The sequence below is a fragment of the Actinosynnema sp. NPDC050801 genome, from assembly GCF_040673975.1.
Taxonomy (GTDB): Bacteria; Actinomycetota; Actinomycetes; order Mycobacteriales; family Pseudonocardiaceae; genus Actinosynnema.
The window spans coordinates 238,252-262,063 of record NZ_JBFAQZ010000002.1; the positions used below are offsets into that span (position 1 = coordinate 238,252).

The 23,812-nt window shown below is 73.2% G+C and carries 15 protein-coding genes; 7 read left to right on the top strand and 8 right to left on the bottom strand.

Translation table 11 applies throughout. The features are described from left to right. Window positions 1–3: 3 nt before the first annotated feature. The 3 genes from AB0K14_RS05855 to AB0K14_RS05865 form a co-directional block, all read right to left on the bottom strand. Window positions 4–7,677, bottom strand: coding sequence for an amino acid adenylation domain-containing protein (locus tag AB0K14_RS05855; RefSeq protein WP_360447904.1), 7,674 nt, complete (start codon window positions 7,675–7,677; stop codon window positions 4–6). Between the two features lie 92 nt (window positions 7,678–7,769). Further along, a complete protein-coding gene (locus AB0K14_RS05860) occupies window positions 7,770–9,038 on the bottom strand; it encodes a serine hydrolase domain-containing protein (RefSeq protein ID WP_360447906.1) in 1,269 nt (422 codons plus the stop codon). Between the two features lie 373 nt (window positions 9,039–9,411). After that, window positions 9,412–9,984, bottom strand: coding sequence for a CGNR zinc finger domain-containing protein (locus AB0K14_RS05865; RefSeq protein WP_360447908.1), 573 nt, complete (start codon window positions 9,982–9,984; stop codon window positions 9,412–9,414). An 85-nt stretch (window positions 9,985–10,069) separates the two neighbouring features. Here AB0K14_RS05865 and AB0K14_RS05870 point away from each other — a divergent pair, with 85 nt between their 5' ends. Next, window positions 10,070–10,498 carry a nuclear transport factor 2 family protein gene (locus tag AB0K14_RS05870; RefSeq protein ID WP_360447910.1) on the top strand — a complete coding sequence of 143 codons (429 nt, stop codon included), beginning with the start codon at window positions 10,070–10,072 and terminating at the stop codon, window positions 10,496–10,498. A 144-nt stretch (window positions 10,499–10,642) separates the two neighbouring features. On the opposite strand, the gene AB0K14_RS05875 is transcribed toward AB0K14_RS05870, so the two are convergent. After that, window positions 10,643–11,257, bottom strand: a complete 615-nt coding sequence (locus AB0K14_RS05875; protein ID WP_360447912.1) for a GTP pyrophosphokinase family protein — start codon at window positions 11,255–11,257, stop codon at window positions 10,643–10,645. Between the two features lie 179 nt (window positions 11,258–11,436). On the opposite strand from AB0K14_RS05875, the gene AB0K14_RS05880 reads away from it, so the two are divergent. Further along, complete coding sequence (locus AB0K14_RS05880) at window positions 11,437–12,282, top strand: EamA family transporter (RefSeq protein ID WP_360447915.1); 846 nt, start codon at window positions 11,437–11,439, stop codon at window positions 12,280–12,282. A 45-nt stretch (window positions 12,283–12,327) separates the two neighbouring features. On the opposite strand, the gene AB0K14_RS05885 is transcribed toward AB0K14_RS05880, so the two are convergent. The 3 genes from AB0K14_RS05885 to AB0K14_RS05895 all read right to left on the bottom strand — a co-directional run bounded on the left by AB0K14_RS05885 (window position 12,328) and on the right by AB0K14_RS05895 (window position 14,393). Further along, window positions 12,328–12,855 carry a hypothetical protein gene (locus tag AB0K14_RS05885; RefSeq protein WP_360447917.1) on the bottom strand — a complete coding sequence of 176 codons (528 nt, stop codon included), beginning with the start codon at window positions 12,853–12,855 and terminating at the stop codon, window positions 12,328–12,330. 133 nt (window positions 12,856–12,988) lie between these two features. Beyond that, window positions 12,989–13,489, bottom strand: coding sequence for an ATP-binding protein (locus tag AB0K14_RS05890; protein ID WP_360447919.1), 501 nt, complete (start codon window positions 13,487–13,489; stop codon window positions 12,989–12,991). A gap of 358 nt (window positions 13,490–13,847) precedes the next feature. Then, window positions 13,848–14,393 carry a YceI family protein gene (locus AB0K14_RS05895; protein ID WP_360447921.1) on the bottom strand — a complete coding sequence of 182 codons (546 nt, stop codon included), beginning with the start codon at window positions 14,391–14,393 and terminating at the stop codon, window positions 13,848–13,850. Window positions 14,394–14,484: 91 nt separating this feature from the next. On the opposite strand from AB0K14_RS05895, the gene AB0K14_RS05900 reads away from it, so the two are divergent. From AB0K14_RS05900 to AB0K14_RS05920, 5 genes are all read left to right on the top strand, one after another. Beyond that, the gene (locus AB0K14_RS05900) at window positions 14,485–14,976 is read left to right on the top strand and encodes a MarR family transcriptional regulator (RefSeq protein ID WP_360447923.1); all 492 of its coding nucleotides are present in this window, start codon (window positions 14,485–14,487) and stop codon (window positions 14,974–14,976) included. Window positions 14,977–15,266: 290 nt separating this feature from the next. Next, complete coding sequence (locus AB0K14_RS05905; RefSeq protein WP_360447925.1) at window positions 15,267–17,444, top strand: hypothetical protein; 2,178 nt, start codon at window positions 15,267–15,269, stop codon at window positions 17,442–17,444. Between the two features lie 147 nt (window positions 17,445–17,591). Beyond that, a complete protein-coding gene (locus AB0K14_RS05910) occupies window positions 17,592–18,578 on the top strand; it encodes a MoxR family ATPase (RefSeq protein WP_360447927.1) in 987 nt (328 codons plus the stop codon). Further along, complete coding sequence (locus AB0K14_RS05915) at window positions 18,575–19,723, top strand: DUF58 domain-containing protein (RefSeq protein ID WP_360447929.1); 1,149 nt, start codon at window positions 18,575–18,577, stop codon at window positions 19,721–19,723. Before AB0K14_RS05910 ends, AB0K14_RS05915 begins: the two co-directional genes overlap by 4 nt. Then, window positions 19,720–22,167, top strand: coding sequence for a transglutaminaseTgpA domain-containing protein (locus tag AB0K14_RS05920; RefSeq protein ID WP_360447931.1), 2,448 nt, complete (start codon window positions 19,720–19,722; stop codon window positions 22,165–22,167). The genes AB0K14_RS05915 and AB0K14_RS05920 overlap by 4 nt, the downstream gene beginning before the upstream one ends. Here the strand turns inward: AB0K14_RS05920 and AB0K14_RS05925 are convergent. Then, window positions 22,164–23,786, bottom strand: coding sequence for a serine/threonine-protein kinase (locus AB0K14_RS05925; RefSeq protein WP_360447934.1), 1,623 nt, complete (start codon window positions 23,784–23,786; stop codon window positions 22,164–22,166). The genes AB0K14_RS05920 and AB0K14_RS05925 overlap by 4 nt on opposite strands. Window positions 23,787–23,812: the final 26 nt, after the last annotated feature.

Sequence of the window (23,812 nt, forward strand, 5' to 3'; positions counted from 1 at the left end):
GGGTCACGCCTCCGTGTCGGCAGCGAGGGCTTCGAGGTCCGCGAGCACCAGGTCCTCGACCAGGTCGGCCAGGGTGGCGACGGTGCGCGCGGTGAGGACGTCGCGCGGTGAGAGGTCGACGCCGAACGCCGCCTTGGTCCGGGACGTGATGTGCAGGCTGCGGATCGAGTCGCCGCCCAGGGTGAAGAAGCTGTCCTCCACGCCGACCCGGCCGACCCCGAGCACGTCCGCCCAGATGGCGGCGATCGCCTCTTCGGTCTCGGTCCGGGGGGCCACGTACTCGACGGATGTGACCGCGTCGCGCTCGGGCGCGGGGAGCGCGACGCGGTCGAGCTTGCCGTTCACGGTCAACGGCAGGCTTTCCAGTGCGACGAACGCCGCGGGCACCATGTGGTCGGGCAGGACCTTGGCCGTGTGGTCGCGCAACTCCGCCGCCGTAGTCGGCTTGTCCGGCACGAAGTACGCCACCAAGCGTTGTTCGTTCGCCACTACAACGACCTGGGCGACGGCAGGATGCGCGGCGAGCACCGATTCCACCTCACCGAGTTCGATCCGGAACCCGCGGATCTTCACCTGCTGGTCGGCGCGGCCCAGGTAGTGCAGCACGCCGTCCTCCCACCGGGCGAGGTCGCCGCTGCGGTACATGCGGGTACCGGGTGGGCCGAACGGGTCCGCGACGAACCGGGACGCGGTCAGCCCCGGCCGGTCGAGGTAGCCGCGGGCCAGGCCCGGCCCGGCCACGTACATCTCGCCCGGCACGCGCGGCGGAACCGGGTTGAAGTCCTCGTCCAGCACGTAGACCCGCAGGTCCGGGATGGGCACGCCGATGGAGCCGTCGGCGTGCGTCCACGTGACGTGCACGGTCGTCTCGGTGATCCCGTACATGTTGATCAACGCGCCGGTCCCGCGCCACGCGGACAGCTTGCGCGTGTCGAGGGCTTCGCCACCGAAGATCACGTGGCGGACGCCGAGGTCGGGCGCGTGCTCCAGCAGCTGGTAGAACGCCGACGGCGTCTGGTTGAGCACGGTCACGCCTTCGTCGGTGATCAGGCGGGCGAACTCGCGCGGCGACCGCGCCACGTCGTGCGGCACGACGACGAGTCGGCCGCCGTGCAGCAGCGGTCCCCACAGCTCCCAGACGGAGAAGTCGAACGAGTAGCTGTGGAACAGGGTCCACACGTCGTCCGGCCCGAAGCCGAACCAGTGGTCGGTGGCGGAGAACAGCCGCACCACGTTGCCGTGCGGGATGACCACGCCCTTGGGCCGTCCGGTGGAACCGGAGGTGTAGATGACGTACGCCGAGTGGTCCGGGCGCAGCGCCGGCGTCGGCGCCGTCGTGGGCAGGCCGGCCAGCTCCGGGACCTCCGACAGCACGGCCACCGGTCGCGCGTCGGCGATCGTGGCCGCGATCCGGTCGGCCGGGTAGGCCGGGTCCAGCGGCAGGTAGGCCGCGCCCGACTTGAGCACCGCCAGCACCGCGACGACCTGGTCCAGCGAGCGGGGGAACCGCAGCGCGACGATCCGCTCCGGCGCGGCGCCGAGGGCGATCAGGTGGTGCGCCAGCTGGTTCGTGCGCTCGTCCAGCTCGCGGTAGGTCAGGTGCGCGCCCTCGCACGTCACCGCGACCGCGTCCGGCGTGCGCGCGGCCTGGGCGGCGAACAGCTCGGGGATCGTGGTGGTCGGCTCGTCGACCGCGGTGCCGTTCCAGTCGACCAGCACCTGGCGGACCTCGTCGTCGGACAGCCACGGCACGGCGGCCACCGGCCGGTCCGGGTCGGCGACTAGACCGACGAGCAACCTGCGCAGCCGCTCGCCGAGCCGTTCGACCCCGGCCCGCTCGAACATCGCGGGCTCGTAGCCCAGCAGCACGCCCAGCCGTTCGGCCGGGTAGACGGTGGCGCTGAGCGGGAAGCTCGTGGTCTCGACCGCGGACAGCTCGCGCAGGCCCATGCCCTCGGCGAGTTCGACCGGGTAGTTCTCGAACACCACGACGCTGTCGAACAGGTTCGTGCCGCGCTCGACCTCGCTCCACGACTGGATGTCGGTCAACGGCACGTGCTCGAAGCGCCGCGACTCGACCTGCGCGTCCTGCAACGCGCGCAGCCAGTCCGCGACCGGCGCCGCCCCGTCGACCTGCACCCGGACCGGCAGCGTGTTGATGAAGATGCCGGTGATCGCGTCCACGCCGGGCAGCTCCGCGGGCCGACCGGAGACCGTCGCGCCGAAGCAGACGTCACGCCTGCCGCTGGAGCGCGCCAGCAGCAGCGCCCACGCGCCCTGCACGATGGCGCTGGGCGTGAGGCGGTGCCGGCGCGCGAACTCGTACAGCCCCGCGGACTCCTCGCCGGTCAGCTCGACCTCGAGGCGCTGCGACGACGTGCCGTGCTCGGCCGGGCGGTCGGCGGGCAACGGGGTCGGCGAGTCGAACCCGGCCAGCACCCGACGCCAGTGGGCCCGCGCCTCGGCCTCGTCCTGCTCGGCCGTCCAGGCGACGTAGTCGCGGAACGGCCGCCGCTGCGCCGGTTCGCCGAGCACGTCGGACAGCACGTGGAAGATGCTCCAACCGTCGAGCAGCACGTGGTGGAACGTCCACAGCACCTGCACGCTGGTGGGGGACAGGCGTGCGATCGCGACCCGCATCAGCGGCGGCGCGGCCAGGTCGATGCCCTCGGCCCGGTCCTCCGCCAGCAGCTCGCGCAGCCGGTCGGCGCGGGCGTCGTCGTCGAGGTCGCTCCAGTCCAGGAACGTGAACGGCACGCGGACGTGCTCGTGCACGACCTGCAACGGCTGCCGCACGCCCTCCCACAGCACGCTGCTGCGCAGCACGGGGGTCCGGTCCACCACCCGCTGCCAGGCGGCGGCGAACTCGGCCGGGTCGGTGACCCCGTCGACCACGAACGTGGTCTGCTGGAAGTACACGCCCTTGTCGCCCAGGCCGTGGAAGACCATGCCCGCCTGCATGGGGGTGAGCGGGTAGGCGTCCTCGCCGGTGATCCGGTCCACCTCGGCCTGGGTGAGGTCGGCCAGCGGGAAGTCCGACGGCGTGCGGCCGCCCGCGCCCGGCTCGGCGCAGTGCGCCACGATGCCGCGCAGCGCCGCGGCGAACCCGTCGGCGAGCCGGGAGATCGTGTCCTGGTCGTGGTTGTGCTCGCTGTAGTGGAAGGTGAACTCCAACCGGTCGCCGCGCACCTGGCCGACGACGTCGAGCAGGTGGGGCCGCGGTGCGCGCGGGTCGGCGGACAGCTCCAGGTCGCGCTGGTCGGCGTCGAACCGGCCCAGGTAGTTGAACGAGATCCGGGGGTCGCAGGCGGGCGCGGTGCGGGCCAGGTGACGCAGCGCGCCGTACCCGATGCCGCGTCCGGGCACGGCCCTGAGCTGTTCCTTCACCGACTTCAGCGTCCCGCCCCAGTCGGTCCCGCGCGTCCCGTCGCCGTCGGGCAGGTCGAGCGCGACCGGGAAGACGGTGGTGAACCAGCCGACCGTGCGGGACAGGTCGACGTCGGCGAACAGCTCCTCGCGACCGTGGCCCTCCAGGTCGACGAGCACCCGCGACCGGCCGGTCCAGTCGGCCAGGACCCGGCCCAGGGCGGTCAGCAGCACGTCGTTGACCTGCGTGCGGTACACACCGGGCACGTCGCGCAGCACGGCGCGGGTCTCCTCGGCGGTGAGCCGCACGGTGACCTCCCGCTGCGAGCCGACCGTGTTCGGGCCGATCCGGTCCACCGGGATGTCGGTCGGGGTGGCGGCCACGCCGGTCCAGTGGTCGAGCTCGGCGTCGAAGCCGCGTCCGGCGTGCTCGGCGAGCCGGTTCGCCCAGTCGCGGAACGACGTCGTCTTGCGTCCGATGTGGACGGTCTCGCCCGCGTGGGCCTGGCGGTAGGCCGTGGTGAGGTCCTCGACCAGCACCCGCCACGAGACGCCGTCGACCACGAGGTGGTGCGCGGTCAGCCGTACCGACCGCGCGTCGAGGACCTCGGCCCGCAGCAAGGGACCGCAGGTGAGGTCGAAGTGCTCCAGCGCCAACGGGTCGGCGTGCGTGACGGGCTCGACCACCTGCCGGTCGCCCTCGAACCGGGTGCGCAGCGCGTCGTGGTGCTCGACCAGCGCGGCCAGGGCGGTGCGCAGCGCCGGGACGTCGAGGTCGGCGTCGAGGTCCACGACGACGGACTGGTCGAAGTGCTCGGGTCGCACGGCGTGGCGGTCGAGGAACCAGCGTTGGATCGGGGTGAGCGGCGCGTCGCCGGTGACCGGGCCCTGGTCGGTGTCCGGCGGCAGGTCGCGGGTGACGTGCGGCGCGATGGCGGCGATGGTCTGGTGCGCGAAGATGTCCCGCGAGGTCAGCACCAGGCCGGCGCGGCGGGCGCGGGTGACCACCTGGATGCCCAGGATGGAGTCGCCGCCCAGGGCGAAGAAGTTGTCCCGCACGCCGACCCGGGCCGCGCCGAGCACGTCGGCGAACACGTCGGCCAGCACCTCCTCGACCGGCGTGCGCGGTGCCACGTAACGGACTTCGGCGCGTTGGTCCGGCGGTGCGGGCAGCGCGTCGCGGTCGAGGTGGTCGAGCCCGACGAACGTCGTGGGCACGGCGTGCGCGGGCAGCACCTGACCGAGGAACCCCTCCAACGCGGCCGCGTTGACCGGGGGCGTCACGTACGCGACCAGCCGCCGGTCGGCGACGACCACGGCCGCGTCGGTGACCTCGTCGTGCCGCCGGATCGCCTGCTCGACCTCGGCCAGGTCGACCCGGACGCCCCGGATGCGGACCGTCCGGTCCGGCGTGCCGTCGTCCGACCCCGGGTCGAGGTCGACCAGGCCGCGCAGCGGGCGGTCCGGGTCGTCCACCACCAGGTGCAGCAGCGCTTCCAGGTCGTCGCCGAGCGACTCGACGGTGGCGGCGTCGAACAGGTCGGTGTTGTACTCGACGGTCAGCGCCAGGTCGTCGCCGCGCGGCCAGAACTCCACCACGAGGTCGAACCGGGCCACCGGCCGGGGCAGGTCGTGCTCGACCGCGGTCAGCCCGCCGAACGCGGCGTCGCGCAGCAGCGGCTGGTGCAGCGCCACGACGGCCTGCACGAGCGGCGTGCGGCTGGGGTCGGGGTCGGGCCGCACCGCCTCCACCACCCGGTCGAACGGCACGTCGTCGTGCGCGAACGCCTCCAGCGCGGTGTCCCGCACCTGGTCGAGGAACGCGCTGAACGGCAGGTCCGGGTCCACCCACGAGCGCAGCACGAGCGTGCGCACGAAGAAGCCGACGGCGCGTTCCAGGTCGGCGCGGTCACGGCCGGAGCTGACCGTGCCCACGGCGATGTCCCGCTGTCTGCTGCGCGACGACAGCAGCACCTGCACGGCGGCGGTGAGCGCCATGAACAGGGTGGCGTCGTGCGCGCGGCCGACGGCCGTGAGCCGCCGCACCAGCCCGGCGGGCAGCGGGCGGCGCAGCACCGCGCCGGACGTGGTGCGCAGCGGCGGTCGCGGTCGGTCGGTGGGCAGGTCCAGCGCCTCGATGCCGTCGAGCCGGTCGCGCCAGTACGCCGGGTCGCCCGCGGGCCTGGCCATGTCCCACACGGTGAAGTCGGGGTACTGCACGGCCGGCTCGGCGGGCTGCCCGCCCGCGTACAGCTCGGCCAGCTCCTCCAGCAGCACCTGCACCGACCAGCCGTCGGTGACGATGTGGTGCTGCACCAGGACCAGCAGGTGCTCGTCGGTGCCGAGCGGGCTGAGCACGGCGCGGGTCAACGGACCGCGCCGCAGGTCGAACGGCTCGTCCAGGCCGAGGTCGGCGGTCGTGGCGCGGTCGGGCAGCACGCGCAGCGGTACCGTGCCGTCCGGCGCCACGACCTGCACCGGCTCGTCGCCCATCAGGTCGAACGTGGTGCGCAGCGCGTCGTGCCGGCAGGCGACCGCGTCCAGCGCCCGGGCCAGCCGGGGCACGTCCAGCGGCCCGGTCAGCCGGATCCCGACCGCGGTGTTCTGCTCGGCGGTGCCGTCCAGGGAGAACAGCCGGCGCTGGGCCGACGACAGCGGCAGCGGCGTGACCCGGGGCACGCGCGGGATCGGCGTGCCGTCCTGTTCGGGCAGGGCCTCGGCGAGCGCGGCGACCGTGCGGTGGTCGAACATCGCCCGCACCGGCAGCCCGCCGAGCCGGGACAGCGCCCGCACGGCCAGGATCGAGTCGCCGCCCAGGGCGAAGAAGTCGTCGTGCGCGCCCACTCGCGGCACGCCGAGCACGTCCGACCACACCTCGGCGACCCGGCGCTCGGCCGCGGTGCGCGGCTCGACGTGACCCTCCGGGACGTCGCCGACGACCGGCTCGGGCAGCGCGTCGCGGTCCAGCTTCCCGTTGGGCGTCAACGGGAACGCCTCCAGCGCGACGAACGCGGACGGGACCAGGTAGTCCGGCAGCTTCGCGGCGAGGCTGCGGCGCAACCCCGCCAGGTGCTCGTCCGACCCCGTCTCGCCGACCACGTACGCGACCAGCCGCTTCGGCTCGCCGCGCGCGACGACGACGGCGTGCTCGACACCGGGCTGCCCGCGCAGCAGCGCCTCGATCTCGCCGGGCTCGACCCGGAAACCCCGGATCTTCACCTGGTGGTCGGCGCGGCCGACGAACTCCAACTGGCCGTCGGCGCGGGTGCGGACCACGTCACCGGTGCGGTACATGCGGGCGCCGGGCGGGCCGAACGGGTCGGCCACGAACCGCTGCGCGGTCAGCCCCGGCCGGCCCAGGTAGCCCCGCGCCAGGCCGACGCCGGTGACGTACAGCTCGCCCTCGGCGGACGGGCGCAGGTCGTCGTCCAGCAACCTGACCTCGGTGCCGGGGATGGGACGGCCGATGGGTGGCGTGCCGCCGGGCTCCAGCGGCTCGCTCCACGACGTGACCACGGTGGACTCGGTCGGCCCGTAGGCGTTGATCATGCGCCGGCCGGGCGCCCACTTCGCCACCAGGTCCGGCGGGCAGGCGTCACCGCCGACGACCAGCGTGCGGAAGGAGGGCAGCGGCACGTCCGGCACGGTCGCCAGCGCCACCGGCGGGATCAGCGCGTGCGTGACGCCGAACCCGGCGATCACCTGCGCGAGCTGGTCGCCCAGCAGCGGGCCGGGCGGCGGCACCACGAGCGCCGCGCCGGCGGGCAGCGCCATGCACAGCTCCAGCACCGAGGCGTCGAAGCTGGGGGAGGAGAACTGGAGCACCCGGTCGCCCGGGCGCACGTCGAAGTGGTCGATCTCGGCGGCGGAGAACGCCGGTAAGCCCCGGTGCGGCACCACCACGCCCTTGGGGCGGCCGGTCGAGCCGGACGTGTAGATCACGTACGCGGGGTCCTCCGGCCGGATCTCCACGTCGGGTGCCGTCGTGGGTCCGCCGGCGAGCTCCGGCGTGCCGTCGAGCACCAGCAGCGGCTCGGCGTCCTCGACCATGAACGCGATGCGGTCGGCCGGGTAGTCCGGGTCGATCGGCAGGTACGCGGCACCGGTCTTCAGCACCGCGAGCCGCGCCACCACGTTGTCCACCGACCGCGGCATGGCCACCCCGACGACGCGTTCCCGCCCTGCCCCCTTGGCGACCAGCAGGTGCGCGAGCCGGTTCGCGCGTTCGTCGAGCTCCCGGTAGTCCACCACCTCGTCGGCGGATATGACGGCCGGTGCGTCGGGGGTGCGCAGCGCCTGCGCGGCAATCAATTCCGGCAGTGTGCGGGCGTGCGTCATCGCGAGAGGTGCCTTTCTGACCGAGGGCGCGGCTTACCCATTCCGCGGGGGTTCAAACGTGAAGTTCAGTGCATTTTCGCGACTTGCCTGCGGGCGAGCCGGCCGCCGATCTGGATCCACCTGATCCCGCCGCCGTCCGGGTCCCGCAGGAAACGCCCGGTCTGGTTGGTGTCGCCGGTGTCGGAATCACGCATCGCGAACACCAGGCCGTCGAACAACGACAGGTCCGCGAACGGCTCGCCGTCCACCGTGAGCGCCAGGCGCTCGCGGTCCACGGCGCGCACCGCGTATTCGACGTCCCCGTTGCGGAAGCTCCCGGCGCAGTCCGGGGGAGGGGCGATGCGGCGGTGCAGGCCGCTCATTCCGTCGTAATCGGCCACCGGCAGGCCCGCGGCGACCAATTCCGGCACGAGGTCCCGCCACATCGCGAAGCCGCTGCTCCCGTTGGTGGTCAGGGCGACCGCGGTGCCGTCGGCCGGGTTGATCCGCAGGTGGCACGACGTGCCGTCGGCGGTGCCGTCGTGGCCGACCCAGCGCACGCCGTCGCGCTGGAACAGCGCCAGGCCGAGGCCCCAGCCGTCGGCCATGCCGAACGGCTCGGCGTGCCGGACCGGTGTGCGCATCAGCGCGAGGTCGGCCGGGTCGATCAGGTGTGGCGCGGACCCACCGAGCATCCGGCCGAACGCGACCAGGTCGGTGGCGCTGGCCGCCAGGGCGCCGGCGGGCGCGTCGACCGGCGCCAGCGACTGGGCCACCGGGACCACCCGGCCCGTGGTGGCGTTGACCGCGTGGCCGGTGACCACGTCGGCGTCCACGGGGGTGGTGAACCTGGCGCGCACGCCCAGCGGGCGCAGCAGGACCGCCTCCACCGCCTCCGACCAGGACATACCGGTCGTCACCTCGATCAGGTGGCCGACCAGGCAGTAGCCGATGTTGGAGTAGGAGAAGCCGGCGCCGGGCTCGTGCAGGGGGTGCAGCTCGCGCAGTGCCTGCCGCACGTGGTTGCGCAGGGACGTGGTGCGCACGTCCTCGGGGTCCGACGGCAGGCCGCCGGTGTGGCTGAGCAAGTGGCGCAACGTGAGCTCGTCGGCCACCCCGGGCAGGTGGTCCGACAGCGGCGCGTCCAGGTCCAGGTCCCCGTCGGAGACCAGGGCCATGGCCACGGTCGCGGTGAACGTCTTGGTGATCGAGCCGATGGGCACGGCCGCGTCCGCGGCCAGGCCCACCTCGTGCGTCCAGGTGCTTCCGGCGTGGTGCACGGCGAGCTGCACTCCGGGCACGAGGTGCTCCCGGGCGAGCGCCGTTAATCGGGTGGCGATCCGGTCGGTGTCCATGCGTGATCCTCTGAAATGTGCCACAGCGTCAATGAGTTACCGGGGCTTGGGGCAACGTTGGCCGTCGGCACGAGATCGTCGCGACCGCCGAACGGAGCATTCACCGAATGGAGATTCCCTATTTTGAGGGAACTGTAACCCAATGTTAGAAGCGCCACTTCCCGGGTTCACTCGAACGGCCTGGTTTGGACCGGCCCGTCTCGTATATACGTGCAGTACGCGAGGGTTATTCGCAGTCACGTGTCAACGGCTTGCGCAGCCCCCTAGGCTGTCCATCAGGTGGGCATGAAAATGTTCTTGGTGGTCCGTTCAGACGGATTTTAGAGGATGTTCCGAGAAGGCCGTAACCTTTCTCGAAGAACGTCGTTTGACGTTACTCGGGCGTAGCCGAGGTGGTGCGCCGGTAGTGCCGCGCGGCGCGGGCCCGATTACCGCACGCCGGCGAGCACCACTCGCGCCTCGGATGGTCTTTTGTGAAGTAGAGCACGCACCCCGGTGCGTAACAGGCGCGCAACCGTGCGTGGTCGGGACCGGTGAACATCGCGATCGCCTCGGCGGCCGTGCCGGCCAGTGCGGCGGTCGCCGCGGGCGCGTCGGACGTGGTGCGCAGGCGCGGTGCGCCGTCGTGCAGTTCGAGCTGGGGCCAGGTGGTCGCCGCGGTGGCCGCCCGGTTCAGGTCGGCCACGGCGCGCCCGGCGTCGCGGTCCGCCGCGATGGGGCGGGTGTCGCCGGTGAGCAGGGCGGCCAGGTCGCGCAGCGCCCGGCGGAGGGTGCGGAACGCCGCCAGGTCGGCCTCGGTGGCCGGTGGGCCGTCCAGCCACGCACTCAGCTCGGCGGTCGTCGTGAGGTGGTCGTGCACGCCGGAGCGGTCCGCGCGGAGGGTGTTTGTCAGGCGGATCGGCCGCGGCTCGTCGGGCCGCTCGTCCGGTGTGCGTGGTTCCGGCACGCCTCTAACGCTAACACGGGCTTGCATCCGTTAGTCGGGCGATCTAACGTTTGGATGGCTGATCAAACGTTAGAAGGGGTTGCCCGTGCTGCTGGTCCCTCCGTTCACAGAGGACTCCGCCCGCGCCAAGGTCCAGGCGGCCGAGGACGTGTGGAACACCCGCGACCCCGGTCGCGTCGTCGCCGCGTACACATCGGACTCGGTGTGGCGCAACCGGTCCGAGTTCGTGCGGGGGCACGACGAGATCGTCGCGTTCCTGACCCGGAAGTGGCGGCGCGAGCACGACTACGTGCTGCGCAAGTCGCTGTGGGCGTTCACCGGCGACCGCATCGCGGTCCGCTTCCAGTACGAGTGGCACGACGACGAGGGCCGGTGGTGGCGCAGCTACGGCAACGAGAACTGGGAGTTCGCGTCGGACGGGCTGATGCGCCGCCGTGAGGCGAGCATCAACGACGTGCCCATCGCGGCCACCGACCGCCGCCTGCCCGGCCCCGCCGACCTCCCGCTCGCCTGACCGCGCGTCGTCCTGAGCGTTGAACTCGGGGTACGCGAACGTAGGACACGCACGTTCTGGAGGTAGGACTCGCGCGTTCTGAACGTAGGACTCGCGGGGGTTGGAGGTGGGGTTGCGCGGGGGTTGGGGGTGCGGGGGGAGGGGTCAGTCGCGTTGGACTTCGTGGTGCAGGGCCTGCATCCGGGCGTCCAGTTCGGCGGCGATGGCGGCGGTGGCGGTCAGCTCCTCGACGAAACCCGCGGGCACCTGGTCGTCGTACTTGTAGTAGAGCTTGTGCTCCAAAGTGGCCCAGAAGTCCATCGCGATGGTCCGCAGCTGCACCTCGACCTTCACGTGCTCGACCCGGTCGGACAGGAACACCGGGATGCGCACGATCAGGTGCAGGCTGCGGTACCCGTTGGGCTTCGGCGCGGCGATGTAGTCCTTGGTCCGGAGGATCTCCACGTCGTTCTGCCGGGCCAGCATGTCCCGCACCCGGTACACATCGGACACGAACGGGCACACCACCCGGACGCCCGCGACGTCGTCGAGGTGCTCGGCGGCCAGCGCCAGGTCCGCCGGCAGCCCCTTGCGCCTGAGCTTGTCGAGGATCGCGTCGGGCCGCTTCACCCGGTGCGTGACGTGCTCGATGGGGTCGTGCCGGTGGACGAGGTCGAACTCCTCGCTCAGGATCCGCAGTTTCGTCATGAGCTCGTCGACCGCGAACTTGTACACCACGAGGGACCGCCGCAGCAGGTCGTCCGCGACGCCGATCTCCATGATCCCACGATACCGGGACCGGGTTCGGCTAGGATGCCGGTCGTGAACACCCACTGGCACGTGGTCCTTCCGCCGCCGTGCGCCTGACCGGGCGCACTCGCTGACACACCCCTTCACGCCTGCCTGATCGCGCAGTGCGCCCGTTCGCGTCCTCTTCTCGTCTCGCGAACGGAGACCTCGTGTCGACCATCCTCGTACAAGCACGTCCTTCCGTCACCCGCGGACCGCTGCCGATCCTGGCCGCGTGCGTCCTGTGGGGCACCACCGGCACGGCCAGTTCGCTGGCGCCTGCCTCCGCACCGGCCGCGGCCGTCGGCGCGGCGGGCCTCGTGGTGGGCGGCTTGCTGCTCTTCCTCACCGCCCGCGGCACGCGTGCCGTGCTGCGGACCGCCGACCGGCGGTTGCTGCTGCTCGGCGCGGTGACCGTGGCGGGCTACGCGCTCGCGTTCTACCCGGCCGTCGCGCGCACCGGCGTGGCGGTGGCCACCACCGTGGCGTTGGCCACCGCGCCGATCGTGCTCGGGCTGCGCTCCCGACCGGTGGTCACGTCGACCGCCGTGCTCGGCTGCACGGTGCTCGTCCTGGGCGGCGGTGACGCGCACGTCGACCTGGTCGGCGTGGCGTTGGCGCTGGTCGCGGGCTTGTCGTACGCGGTGTACTCGGTGATCTGCGCCTACCTGGTGGGCCTCGGGCACCCGTCCCGGGCGGTGGTGGGCACGGTGTTCGGCGGCGCGTCGGTGCTGACGCTGCCGGTGTTGCTCGTGCTCGGCGTCGGGTGGGTGGCGAGCCCCTCGGGGTTGGCGGTGACCGCGCACCTGGCGGTGTTCACCACGTTCGCGGCCTACCTGCTGTTCGGGCTCGGGCTCCGGCACGTCGACGCGGCCGCCGCGACCACGTTGACCCTCGCCGAGCCCGCCGTGGCGGCGGTGCTGGGCGTGGTCGTGCTGCACGAGCGCCTGCCGCTCGTGTCGTGGTGCGGCATGGGCTTGCTGGGGCTCGCCCTGGTCGCGCTCGCCCGCAGGTGACCGGACGGGGTCGGCGCCCGAACGCGGGGCGCCGACCCCGGCGGGTCACCCGCGCGGGACCAGCACCCACTCCTGGGTGCCGTCGTCACGGACGGCCTGGATGTCGACCCGCGGCGGGTGGACCGGCCGCGGTGACCGGTCGAGCCGCAACGCGCCGCCCAGCACCGGGTAGATGTGCACGCGCTCGGGCGCCGAGCCGACGACCCGGACGGACCAGGAGAACGGGTACGGGCTCGCGACGACCGGCCGGCGGTCCTGCGGCTCACGCCCGCCCAGCCCCAGGTACAGGCCCGTGCGCAGGTTCCGGATGAGCTGGCTCGTCCGGCTGTCCCGGACGAACTCCCACTCCTGGGGCCCCGGGTCGCCGAACGTCGGCAGCAGGACGGTCGGCGAGCCCTGCTGGTTCGAGATGTGGGTGAGGAGGGCGTTCCCGTCGCCGCCGAGGGCGATGCGGTAGACCCCGTCGGGGACCACGCGGGCGGGCGACGCCACGGCCGCGGGCGCGGTGGCCAACGCCAGCACCGCTACGGCCCACGCGACCGCCCCCCTGACGGCACGTCGGAGAATCATCATCAACGGATCCCTTCCTGAGGCGCGCCCCTCGCGGAGCGGGGAACCTCAGGAATACCGCCATTCGGCCGCCGGTGCAGTCGATCGAACGGTGGTATTGCCCGTTCGGAGGAGGGAACCGGCCGGTGGCGGCCCGCTAGTCGGTGCGGTGCGCTCCGCCGCCCAGGCCGTAGAGGATGCGCTGGATCACTTCCGGGTCCACGTCCGGTTCGTCGCCCAGCTTCTCGGCGGCGGGGGAGCGGCGGGGCTCGCGGCGCGGCAGCGGCACGGCCGAGGCGTTCATGCCCGACGGCAGGGCGAGTTCGCACCACGCCAGGTGGCCGCCCGCGGTGAGGTCGACCAGGCCCGCGCGGGAGCCCGCCAGTTCCGGCGGCAGCGCGACGCGGTTGCCCTCGACCTCGACCACCAGGTAGGTGCCGGTCAGTCGCAGGCGCACCAGCAGGAAGCCGGGCGCGCGCCGGTCGGCCACGTCGACCGCGGCACCGACCAGCCGCCGGATGGTCTGCGCGGCCTCGTCCTGCATGGCCCGCAGGCGCCATTCGCCGAGCGAGAAGCGGACGAACATGTCCGCGACGTTCACCGCGGTGGGCAGCGCGACGAGTCGAAGGTCGTCGACCTGTTCGGTCTGGGCGTTCACACCGATCCTCCTCGCCTGCGTCCGGCGCGTGCTGCGCCAGATGGTGCCATGAACACGTCCGATGTCACCCACGTGGTCTACGACCGTGAGCGGAACGTGTCCGCATCGAGTTCTACAGCTTCAGTGTTGACCGAAAGAGAACCCTGGTTCCACGACCTACTACGGGTGAAGACGGTGCACGGTTCACACGGGTTGCGGCGGCGGACCGAAAGCTACCGAAATGCGAGTCGAAAGGGAATCACGGCGGAGGCGCGCCCGGACGTGCGGCTTGCCTACGCAGCGTAGGCGACGGTGCCCTCAACATCGTCGAAGGGCCCGCCGATGTTCCGGCGGGCCCTTCGAGGGGTTCGTGAGGGGGTCAGGCCTGCTTGACGGCCTCGATCTCCAGGAGGATGGTGATCTTGTCGCCGACGACGGCGCCGGCGGGGCCGCCGGTCACGCCGAACTCGCGGCGGTTGATCTCGGTGGAGGCGGAGAAGCCCGCGACCTTCGCGCCCTCGAAGCCGTCGCCGAAGCCGTTGATCTCCAGCTCCAGCGTCACGGGCTTGGTCACACCGTGCAGCGACAGCTCACCGTCGACGAGGAAGCCCTCGCCGTGGGCGCGCACGCCGGTGGAGGTGAAGGCGAGCTCGGGGAACTTCTCGACGTCCAGGAAGTCCTCGCCCTTGACGTGCGCGTCGCGCTGGTCGTTGCGGGTGTCGACGGAGGTGGCGTCGATCTTGGCGGTGACCGTGGACTCCAGCGGGTTCTCGGCGGTCACGATGGTGCCCTCGAAGGTGCCGAAGTGGCCGCGGACCTTGGACACGCCGAGGTGGCGGACCACGAAGGAGACGTCCGAGTGCACCGGGTCGATCGCCCACGTGCCCGCGAGGTAGCCGGGGATCTGCACAGTCTGCGTGGTCATTGATGGTCCTTCTGGGTTGGTCTGGTTGAACTCTCAACAGAATATAGCGCATCCTGGTTGAGGGTTCAACAACGCCCGTATGATGGGAGGCATGAGTGACGTGCGGTGGCTGAGCGCCGAAGAGCAGCAGGTGTGGCGTGGCTTCATGACCGCCGTGACCAAGTTCACCGAACACCTGGACCGGCAGTTGCAGCGCGACTCCGGGATGCCCATGGCGTACTACGAGATCCTGGTCGCGCTGTCCGAGGCGCCTGGGCGTGAGTTGCGGATGAGCGAGCTGGCGGCGGTGTGCCACTCGTCGCGGTCGCGGCTCTCGCACGCGGTGGCCCGGTTGGAGAAGGAGGACTGGGTCGTGCGGCGGGCGTGCCCGTCGGACCGGCGTGGCTCGATCGCGGCGCTCACCGACGCCGGGTTCGCCGTGCTGGAGCAGGCGGCGGCGGGTCACGTGACGGCCGTGCGCGAGCACCTGTTCGACGTGCTGACCCCGGAGCAGCTGCGGTCGCTGGCGGAGATCAGCCGGGCCGTGGACGCGGGGTTGACGTCGGAGTGCGCCAAGGTGCGCGAGGAGTACGCCGACCTCTGAGGCCCGGCCCGCCGGCTCGCCTGCCTCACTGCCGATCCGGCTGGTCCCACGGGCCGACCCGCCCGTCTCACTGCCCGACCCGCCTGCCTCGCTGCCGCCTCGCCTGGTCCCACGGGCCGCTCGCCGGCCTCGTGGGCGCGTCCCGTCGGGCTCGCGGAGGTCGGGCGATCCCACGTGCGGAGGATGTCCGGTCCGATGTGGACGCATCCGGCGCAGTGGCGCGTGGGCCGAGCGGAGCAGGTTCGCGGGTCGTCTCAGAATTGTCATAGGAGCCCGTTAGCATCCGGCTCGTGGGAGCGAAGCTGGGCAGGGTCGCGCGTCGGGCCATCGGCGTGGGGCGACGCGAGTCGGCCAGTGTCGGCGCCGCCGCGTTAGGTTTGCTGTTGCTGGTCGGCGCCGCACTGGGCGACGGCATTTCGCGCACCGCCGTCGAGGTCTCCGACGGCTTGACCTGGCTGGGCGACGACCAGCGCGGCGAGGTCGTCCAGGTCAACCCCAGCTCCGGCAAACCCCAGACGCGGTTGCAGGTCAGCGGTGCGGACGCGCAGTTGGAGATCGCGCAGTCCGACGACAAGCTGATCGTGCTCGACCGCCGCACCGGGCAGATCACCGTGATCGACCTGGCCACGTTGCTCTCGTCCGGTCGCAGGCAGACGCCTCCCGGACCGTCGGCGAAGGTGCTCATCGCGGGTGACCGCGTGTTCGTGGTCGACCGCGCGGCGGGGTCGGTGCACAACGCCGACCCGGTGACGTTGGCCGACATCGGCTCGCCGTGGTCGGCGGGCCAGCCCCTGGCGGACGTGGTGGTCGACGACCACGACGTGGTCTGGGCGGTGGACCACGGCGGCAACCTGTACGCGTTGGAGTGGTCGGAGGACGACCAGGAGTTCGTGGAGCGGTCCAACAGGGCGGTGGCGGGCGCGGGTCCGCGGACCGCGTTGGTGCCGCACGAGCGCGGCGTGACGCTGCTCGGGTTGGAGGGCGGCGTGGTGGTGCGTGACGGCACCGGCCGCGACCTCACCGTGAGCACCTCGTCGTTCACGGGCGAGGTGCTGGCCGCGCAGATGAGCCCGACGGGCCTGGTGCCCGCGTCGGTGCCGGACGCGTCCGTCGTCGTGCTGGTGATCGGTGACCAGGTGGTGCGGGTCGACATGGTGCAGCAGCCGTTCGATTGTCCCAAGCCGGGCCGCCCGGTGGTGTTCCGCGAGCGGGTCTACGTGCCGTGCCGCGGTTCGGGCAAGGTCGTGGTGCTGGACCGGTCGGGTCGGCCTGGCGCGGCTGACGTGCTCACGGGCGGTTCGGGTGATCCGACGCTGGTGTTCGACGACGGCAAGTTGTTCATCAACGCGCCGGGCGCGGACCAGGGCGTGATCGTGGACGCCGACGGCCGCACCCGCGACGTGGTGATCCGCAGCCCCGAGCTGCCGGTGCTCGACCCGGAGCGGTCGCCGATCCCGAGCGTGCCGAGCCCGCCTCCGCCGCGCCCCGAGCCGCCGACGCGCGACAACCGCGGCAACGGTCAGAACACGCAGTCGGGCGGCGACCGGACGACGACCGCGGCGCCGGCGACGACGAGTGCCGGTGCGCCGGGTGCGGCGCCGGGGCGTCCGGCTGGTGTGACGGTCTCGCAGCGCAGCAACAACGGCACGTCGGTGGTCGTGGCGGTGAGCTGGAGCGCGGTGCCGGACGGCGGTGAGCCGATCTCGGGCTACGCGGTGACGGGCACCGGCGGGTTCTCGGGCGGCACCCAGCAGACGCAGGTTGCGGGCACGTCGGCCGAGTTGGTGTTGCCGTGCGCGGGTTCCACGTTCTGCGCGAGCGGCAAGTTGGACGTCGCGGTGGCGGCGTACAACCGGTTCGGCGCGGGTGAGGCGGGCACGGCGTCGTGGACGATCCGCCCGGCGGCCGGGCAGCCGACCACTACCACCACCACCCAGGCGCCCGTGGTCACGACGACCACGACGACCACGCAGGCACCCCCGCCTCCGCCTCCCACGACGACCACCACCGTGGCTCCGCCACCTCCGTCGCTGCCCGAAGACGGCGCGACCGTGATCAGCCTCGTCGGTGCGGGCTCCCACCAGTACGAGAAGAAGGTGACCACCGCGCCTCCGGCCGACTGGGCGAGCCACAACGGCCGGTGCGAGGTCGTCAACGAAACCTACGGTGACAGCGCGACGATCCCGTGTTCCGGCGGCACGGTGACGCTCGCGGTCGACCTCGGCACGAACACGTTCCGGGTGGTGGCCTACGCCGCGTCCGGCTCCGGTTCGGTGAAATCGGCGGCGAAGAGCGTGCCCGTGCGCGAGCCGCCCCAGAACTGCGGTGGCGGCCGGATCTGCCAGCCGTTGAGCTCGCCCGCGTCGGAGGAGAGCAACCAGCTGGTCGGCGGCGGCATCGGGTTGCTGGCGACGGCGTGGCTGTTGACGTTGCGCAACCGGCGGATGCGGCGCGACGAGTCGGAGTGACGGCGGTCGGGCGACGGCAGTCAGGTGACGGCGGTCGGGTGACGGCTGTCCGGTCGTGAACCGCAGGCGTTCGCGCCCCGAATGCCCCCGCGGGTGTTGCGCACGGCGGGCTTGCGGCGATGTGGGTTGAGTGACGAGGGGCGAGAAGTGACGACTACGGCGGTGCCGGCGATCGGCGAGGACGAGATCGCGGCGTTCCGCGCCCTGCACGCGCGGCTCGGTGACGCGGTCGAGTCGGCGGTGCGGGGCAAGCGGGACGTGGTGGACCTCGTGCTGGTGGCGATGTTCGCCGGTGGGCACGTGCTGCTGGAGGACGTGCCGGGCACGGGCAAGACGACGCTGGCGCGTGCGGTGGCGGGCGCGTTGGGCGGGGTGTCGCGGCGGGTGCAGTTCACGCCCGACCTGCTGCCGTCGGACGTCACGGGCACGTCGGTGTACGACCCGCAGACCGGTCAGGTGCGGTTCCGGCCGGGCCCGGTGTTCGCGAACATCGTGCTGGCCGACGAGATCAACCGCGCCGCGGCCAAGACGCAGTCGGCGCTGCTGGAGGTCATGGAGGAGCGGACGGTCACGGTCGACGGCGTGGCGCACGCGGTGCCCGCGCCGTTCCTGGTGGTGGCCACGCAGAACCCGATCGACCTGGACGGCACGTACCGGCTGCCCGAGGCGCAGCTGGACCGGTTCATGCTGCGCACGTCCATCGGCTACCCGTCGGTGCAGCACGAGATCGACGTGCTGCGGCCCGGCAGCGGCGCGGGCCAGGTCGGGGCGGTGCCGACGGTGAGCAACCCGCACGTGATCGCCGAGCAGGGGCGTCGGTTGGCGACGCTGCACGTGGCGGACCCGTTGTTGCACTACATCAGCGACATCGGGGTCGCCTCGCGGGGCGACAGCCGGTTGCGGTTGGGCGCGAGCACGCGTGGGCTGCGCGCGCTGGTGCGGTGCGTGCAGGTGTACGCGGCGGCGCAGGGCAGGCACTTCGTGGTGCCGGGTGACGTGCAGGCGCTGGCCGTGCCGGTGCTGGCGCACCGGTTGGTGCTGACCCGTGAGGCGCAGTTGGCGGGCACCACGACCGAGGAGGTCCTGGCCGACGTCCTGGCGGGCGTGGCGGTGCCGCGACCGGCCGCGCGATGACCAGGGTGCGGCTGACCGCGCGGGGTTCCGGCGCGGTGCTGCTGGGCGTGCCGTTGGTGGCGTGCGGGCTGTGGTGGCGCTATCCGGGTGTGGCGGGGTTGGGCATCGCGCTGCTGGTGCTCGCGCTCGCCGGTGTGCTGTCGGTGCTGTCGCGGGCGCAGGTCGCGCCGAAGCGGACCGTGCGGCCGCGGACCGTGCAGCGGTTGGGCGCGTGCACGGGCGTGGTCGAGCTGACCGGCACCAGCAGGAGGTTCCCGGTGGTGTTCGACGCGACCGACGAGGTGGCCGGTGACGCCGTGGCGGTGGACATCCCGCTGCTCGCGCCGGGGCAGAAGGTGAAGGTGGAGTACCCGATCCCGACGCACGTGCGTGGTCTGCTGCGGGTGGGTCCGCTGACGTTGAGCCGCCGCGGTCTGGCGGGTCTCGCGCACGCCCGCACGGTCGTCGGCGAGGTGGTGGAGGTGCGCGTGGTGCCGCGCGTGCTGCCGGTGCGCGGTCTGCCCGGCGGGGTGCGGCGCGGGCACGTCGGCGCCGACGAGCGGGTGGAGCGCGGCGGCACGGACCTGGTGGGGTTGCGGGAGTACGTGCCCGGTGACGACCTGCGCCGGCTGCACTGGGCGACGTCCGCGCGCACGGGCACGTTGATGATCCGCGAGGACGCGGACCCGGCGCGCCCCCACCTGGCGGTGGTGCTGGACGACCACGCCGGTTCCTACGCCGGGGCCGAGGACTTCGAGGACGCGGTGGAGGTGGCGGCGTCGCTGGTGGCGGTGGCGATCGCCGAGGGGCACCCGGTGCGGCTGGTGTCGTCGGCGGGCGCGGTGGACGTGGAGCTGCCCGCGGGCGCGGTGGACGCCGACGCGTCGGTGGTGCTGGCGGCGTTGGCCGACCTGAAGGCCGCCGACCGGCCCGCCGCGGCACGTCCGCTGCCGATCCGGGACCTGGACGTGGTGGCGGTCGTGTGCGGTGCGGAGGCCGACATGTCCGCGTTGATGCTGGAGGCGGGGCGGGCGTCGGTGGGCGTGGTGCTGGCGGTCGACCCCGCGCCGACGCACCCGGTCTCGGCGGTCGGTTCGGTGCTGGTGCTGCGCGCCGCGAAGGCCGAAGGGCTGTTGGACGCCTGGAACACGGCGGTGTCGCGGTGACGGCGCGGGTGAGCTGGTCGGCGTTGCTGGTGGTGGTCGCGGCGTTGCACCTGGGCTCGGGGTGGCAGGGGTACACCGCGTCGCTGGTGTTCGCGGGCGCGGCGGTGGTCGGGTTCGGCTGCCTGCCGTTGGTGCGGTGGCGGCGGATGCCGACCGGGCTGGTGGTGTTCTCGTTGGTGGCGCTGGCGCTCGTCGGCGGCTACTGGGTGGCGCGGGACACGGCGATCGACTCGACCGACCCGCTGCCGGTGCTGCTGGACCTGGTGCCGCGCCTGCTGACCGCCGCGCGGCCCGCGCCCGCGACGCCCGAGCTGTTGGTGCCGGGCGCGTTGCTGGTGTTCGGCGTGTCGCTGGTCGTGGTATTGGCGTTGGCGCGGCGTGGGCGGTCGCTGCTCGCGCCGGTGGTCGGTGCGGCGGTGCTGTACACCTGCACGGCGTTGCTGACGGCCGGTCGGGCGGACCGGTACGGCGTGGTCGCGGTGGTGCTGGTCGCGCTGGTCGCGGCCGGTTGGCTGCTGGTGGACCGGCTGGAGGCCGGTGGCCGGGTGCTGCTCGGGCTACCCGCCGTGCCGGTGGCGGTGGTGGCGGCGCTCGCCGTCGTGCTGCCGTCCGGTGACGCGTTCGAGCCGCGCGAGCTGGTGGAACCGCCGGTCAGCGACCTGGGCGTGGCGAGCCCGCTGCCGCAGTTGGCGTCCTGGGCGAACCTGGGCAACACCGAGCTGTTCCGGGTGCGCGGGCCGGAGCGCGCGGTGCGGCTGGTGGCGTTGTCCGACTACTCCGGCGCGGGGTGGCGTGCGGCGTCGCTGTACGGGCCGATCGGCGCGGTGGCCGAGCCGGACCTCCCGTCGGGCGCGCGGGTGGACGAGACCGAGGTGGAGATCACCATCGGTGAGCTGGGCGGCCGTTGGCTGCCCACGGTGGGGCGGCCGACCGGGGTGACGTTGGACGGCGCGATGGTCGACCCGGACTCGGGGTCGCTGGTGCTGCTGGACGAGCTCAGGCCGGGCCTGTCGTACCGGGTGCGCGGTGTGCTCGACGTGCCCGACGACACGGACCTGCTCGGCGCCACCGTGCCCGCCGACGCGGGCCGGTACCTGGCGTTGCCGGGGTTGCCGTACTCGTTGGCGGAGTACGCGCGGCAGATCGCGCAGCACGCGCGGACGCCGTACGAGCGGGCCGTGGCCATCGAGCAGGTGGTGAAGCAGGGGCGGACGCCGGATGCCCAGGCGCCGGTCGGGTCGTCCTACGCGCGGTTGGAGCGGTTCCTGTTCGGCGGGCCCGGTGAGCCGGGGGCGAACGCGGGGACGGCCGAGCAGTTCGCGTCGGCGTTCGCGGTGCTGGCACGGGCGGTGGGTCTGCCGACCCGGGTCGTCGTCGGCTTCCAGCCCGCGGCCGGTGAGGAGCGGGCGGTGCGCGGCAGCGACGCGACCGCGTGGCCCGAGGTGTACTTCGCCGGGTGGGGCTGGGTGCCGTTCGACCCGGTGGCCGGTGTGTCGTCGGGTGGTTCGAGCGCGGCGCAGAAGCGCGAGGTGCTGGACCGGTTGGCGTCGGTCACCGCCACGCCGACCAGCACCCCGCTGTCCGCGCCGCCGCCGCTGGTGACGCCGTCGAGCCCCGTGGCGGCGCAGGGGACGCCGGCCGAGTCGCGGCGGTGGATCGGGTACGCGGTGCTGGGCGGGGTGCCGGTGCTGGTGCTGCTGGTGCTCGGGTTGGCCCGGCTGGTGCGGCGCAGACGCCTGCGTGCCGCGGGTGCGACCGGCGCGTGGGCCTACGTGCTGGACGGCTTGCTGCTGGCCGGCCGGACACCGCCGCGCGACCGGACCGCGCCGGACATCGCGACGGACCTGGCGTCGGCGCCGGCGGTGGAACTGGCCCGGTTGGCGGACTACGCCGCTTTCGCCCCGGCGCGCTCGGACCACCCGGTCGCCTCGGGCCTCCGACCGCCGGGCAACACCACCGCGCCGCGGACCGGTGAGGTGGGCGGCCGGGCGGCGACGGGACACGGGGGAGTGGGCTACGCGCCGCCGCAAACGACGGGGGCGCCGGGCCATCCGATGTCGAGGCCCCGGGGATCCGGTCCCGTGCCGCCGACCGGTGGCGCGTCCGGTCACCCGGTGTTCGACCCGTCGGGAGCGGGCTCCGTGTCGCGGAAGGCTGGGGTGGGTGGTCACCCGGTGTCCGTGCCGTCGGGAGCCGGCTCCGGGCCGTCGGGCACGGGCGTGGGTGGTCAGCCGATGACCGGACGCGGGGGAGTGGGGTACGCGCCGCCGGCGAGAGGTGATCACCGGCCGTCGTCGGGTCGGCCCGCGGCCGGTGGCACGGGGAGTGCGCTGCCGTCGGCTTGGTGGTTGGCGCGGCAGGTGAGGGGTGGGCTCCGGCGCGGGGTCCCCTGGTACCGCAGGCTGTTCTGGGCGGTCGACCCGCGGCCCTTGTGGCGGCGTTAGCCGTTGCGCACGGCGCAGGTGCGGGCGGACGCGCCGCGTTGCGTCGACGGGTCGGCCAGCCCGATCGCCAGCACCTGGAAGCAGTACTGCGGCGCCTTCGGCTCCAGGCCCTCCAGCACGTGTGACGTCGCACCGGCCGCCACCGTCACCAGCGGCTTCGCCGACGGGCCCGTCACGTCCACCAGCACGAACTGGGCGTTGCCGTCGCTCGGGTCGGTCCAGAACAGCTCGATCCGGTTGCCGTCGTCCTCCAGCCGCTTGAGCACCGGCGTGAACTCCGGGTCGCCGCCCTCCGGCAGGCTCGCCGTCGTGGCGGTCGTCGTGGTCGCGGCAACCGTGCTGGTGGTCGTGGACACCGACGACGACGACGGCGCCGCCGCCTCCTCCTGCCCTCCCGGCAGGCTCAACGCCACCCCCACGACCACGCCCACGAACACCGCGCTCACCGCCGCCAACGTCCACGACCGGCGCGACCGCCGTGGTGCCGGTGGCGGCTCCGGCAGCGACACCACCGGCGGCGCGGGCGGCGGCACGGGCGGACGGCGCTCGGTGTGGTGGCGGACGGTCAGGTCGGCCAGGTCCTCGGTCCACGTCCGCACCGGCTCGGCCGCGACGGCGACGGGTTCCGGCGCCGCCTCCGCCACCTGCCGCGGGCCGAAGTCGGGCAGCTCCGTCGGACCGTCCGGGTAGCGCTCCGGCACCTGCCGCCGCACCGCCGCCGTGTGCTCCGGGTCCACTGTGGACTGCGGTGTCCACGTCGGCACCGCGGCCAGCGCCGCCCGCAACGACGCCGCGTCGGGGAACCGCTCCTCGCGCGCCTTGCGCAGGCAGCGCAGGAGGATCGCCATCAGCTCGACCGGCACGTCCCGCCGCAGCAGCGACCTCGGCTGCGCCTCCCGCACCCGCCCGAGGTAGGCGAGCATGGTGTCCTCGCCCGGGTTGGCCGACGCGAACGGCGGTTGTCCGTCCAGCAGCGTGAACAGCGTCGACCCCAGCGACCACAGGTCGTCGGTCGCGGCGGGCGGCTGCCCGTCCACCATCTGCGGCGCGGCGTGCCGGTAGCTCACCATGTGCAACGACGCCGTGTGCGCCGCGTCCGCGCCCCGCGCGATGCCGAAGTCGGCGAGCACGTACGACGTGGGCAGCACCAGGATGTTCTGCGGCTTCACGTCCCGGTGCAGGATCCCCTGACCGTGCGCGAAGGACAGCGCGTCGGCCACCGCGATCCCGGCCGCGACCACCTCGTGCACGGGCAGCGGTCCGCGCTGCTGCAACCGGTCGTGCAGCGACCCGAGGTCGTAGTACTCCATCACGATGCACGGCCGACCGGCGATCACACCGGTGTCCAGCACGGTCACGACGTGCGGGTGCTGGCGGCCGAGCCGGACGGTGATCTCCAGCTCGCGGCGGAACCGGCTGACCGTCTCCGGGTCGGTCACGTCCAGCACCTTCACCGCGACGTCACGCCCCAGCCCGTCCTGGGTGGCCCGGTACACGGTGCCCTCGCCGCCGTGCGCGACGAGCCGGAAGTCGCTGTAGCCGGGCAGCGCGACGGCCTGCGCCGCACCGCCCGCACCCGGCGGGGGCGCCCAGGCGAGCAGGTCGTCGGCGGGGTCCACGCGCAGGATCGTATCCGCCCGGCACG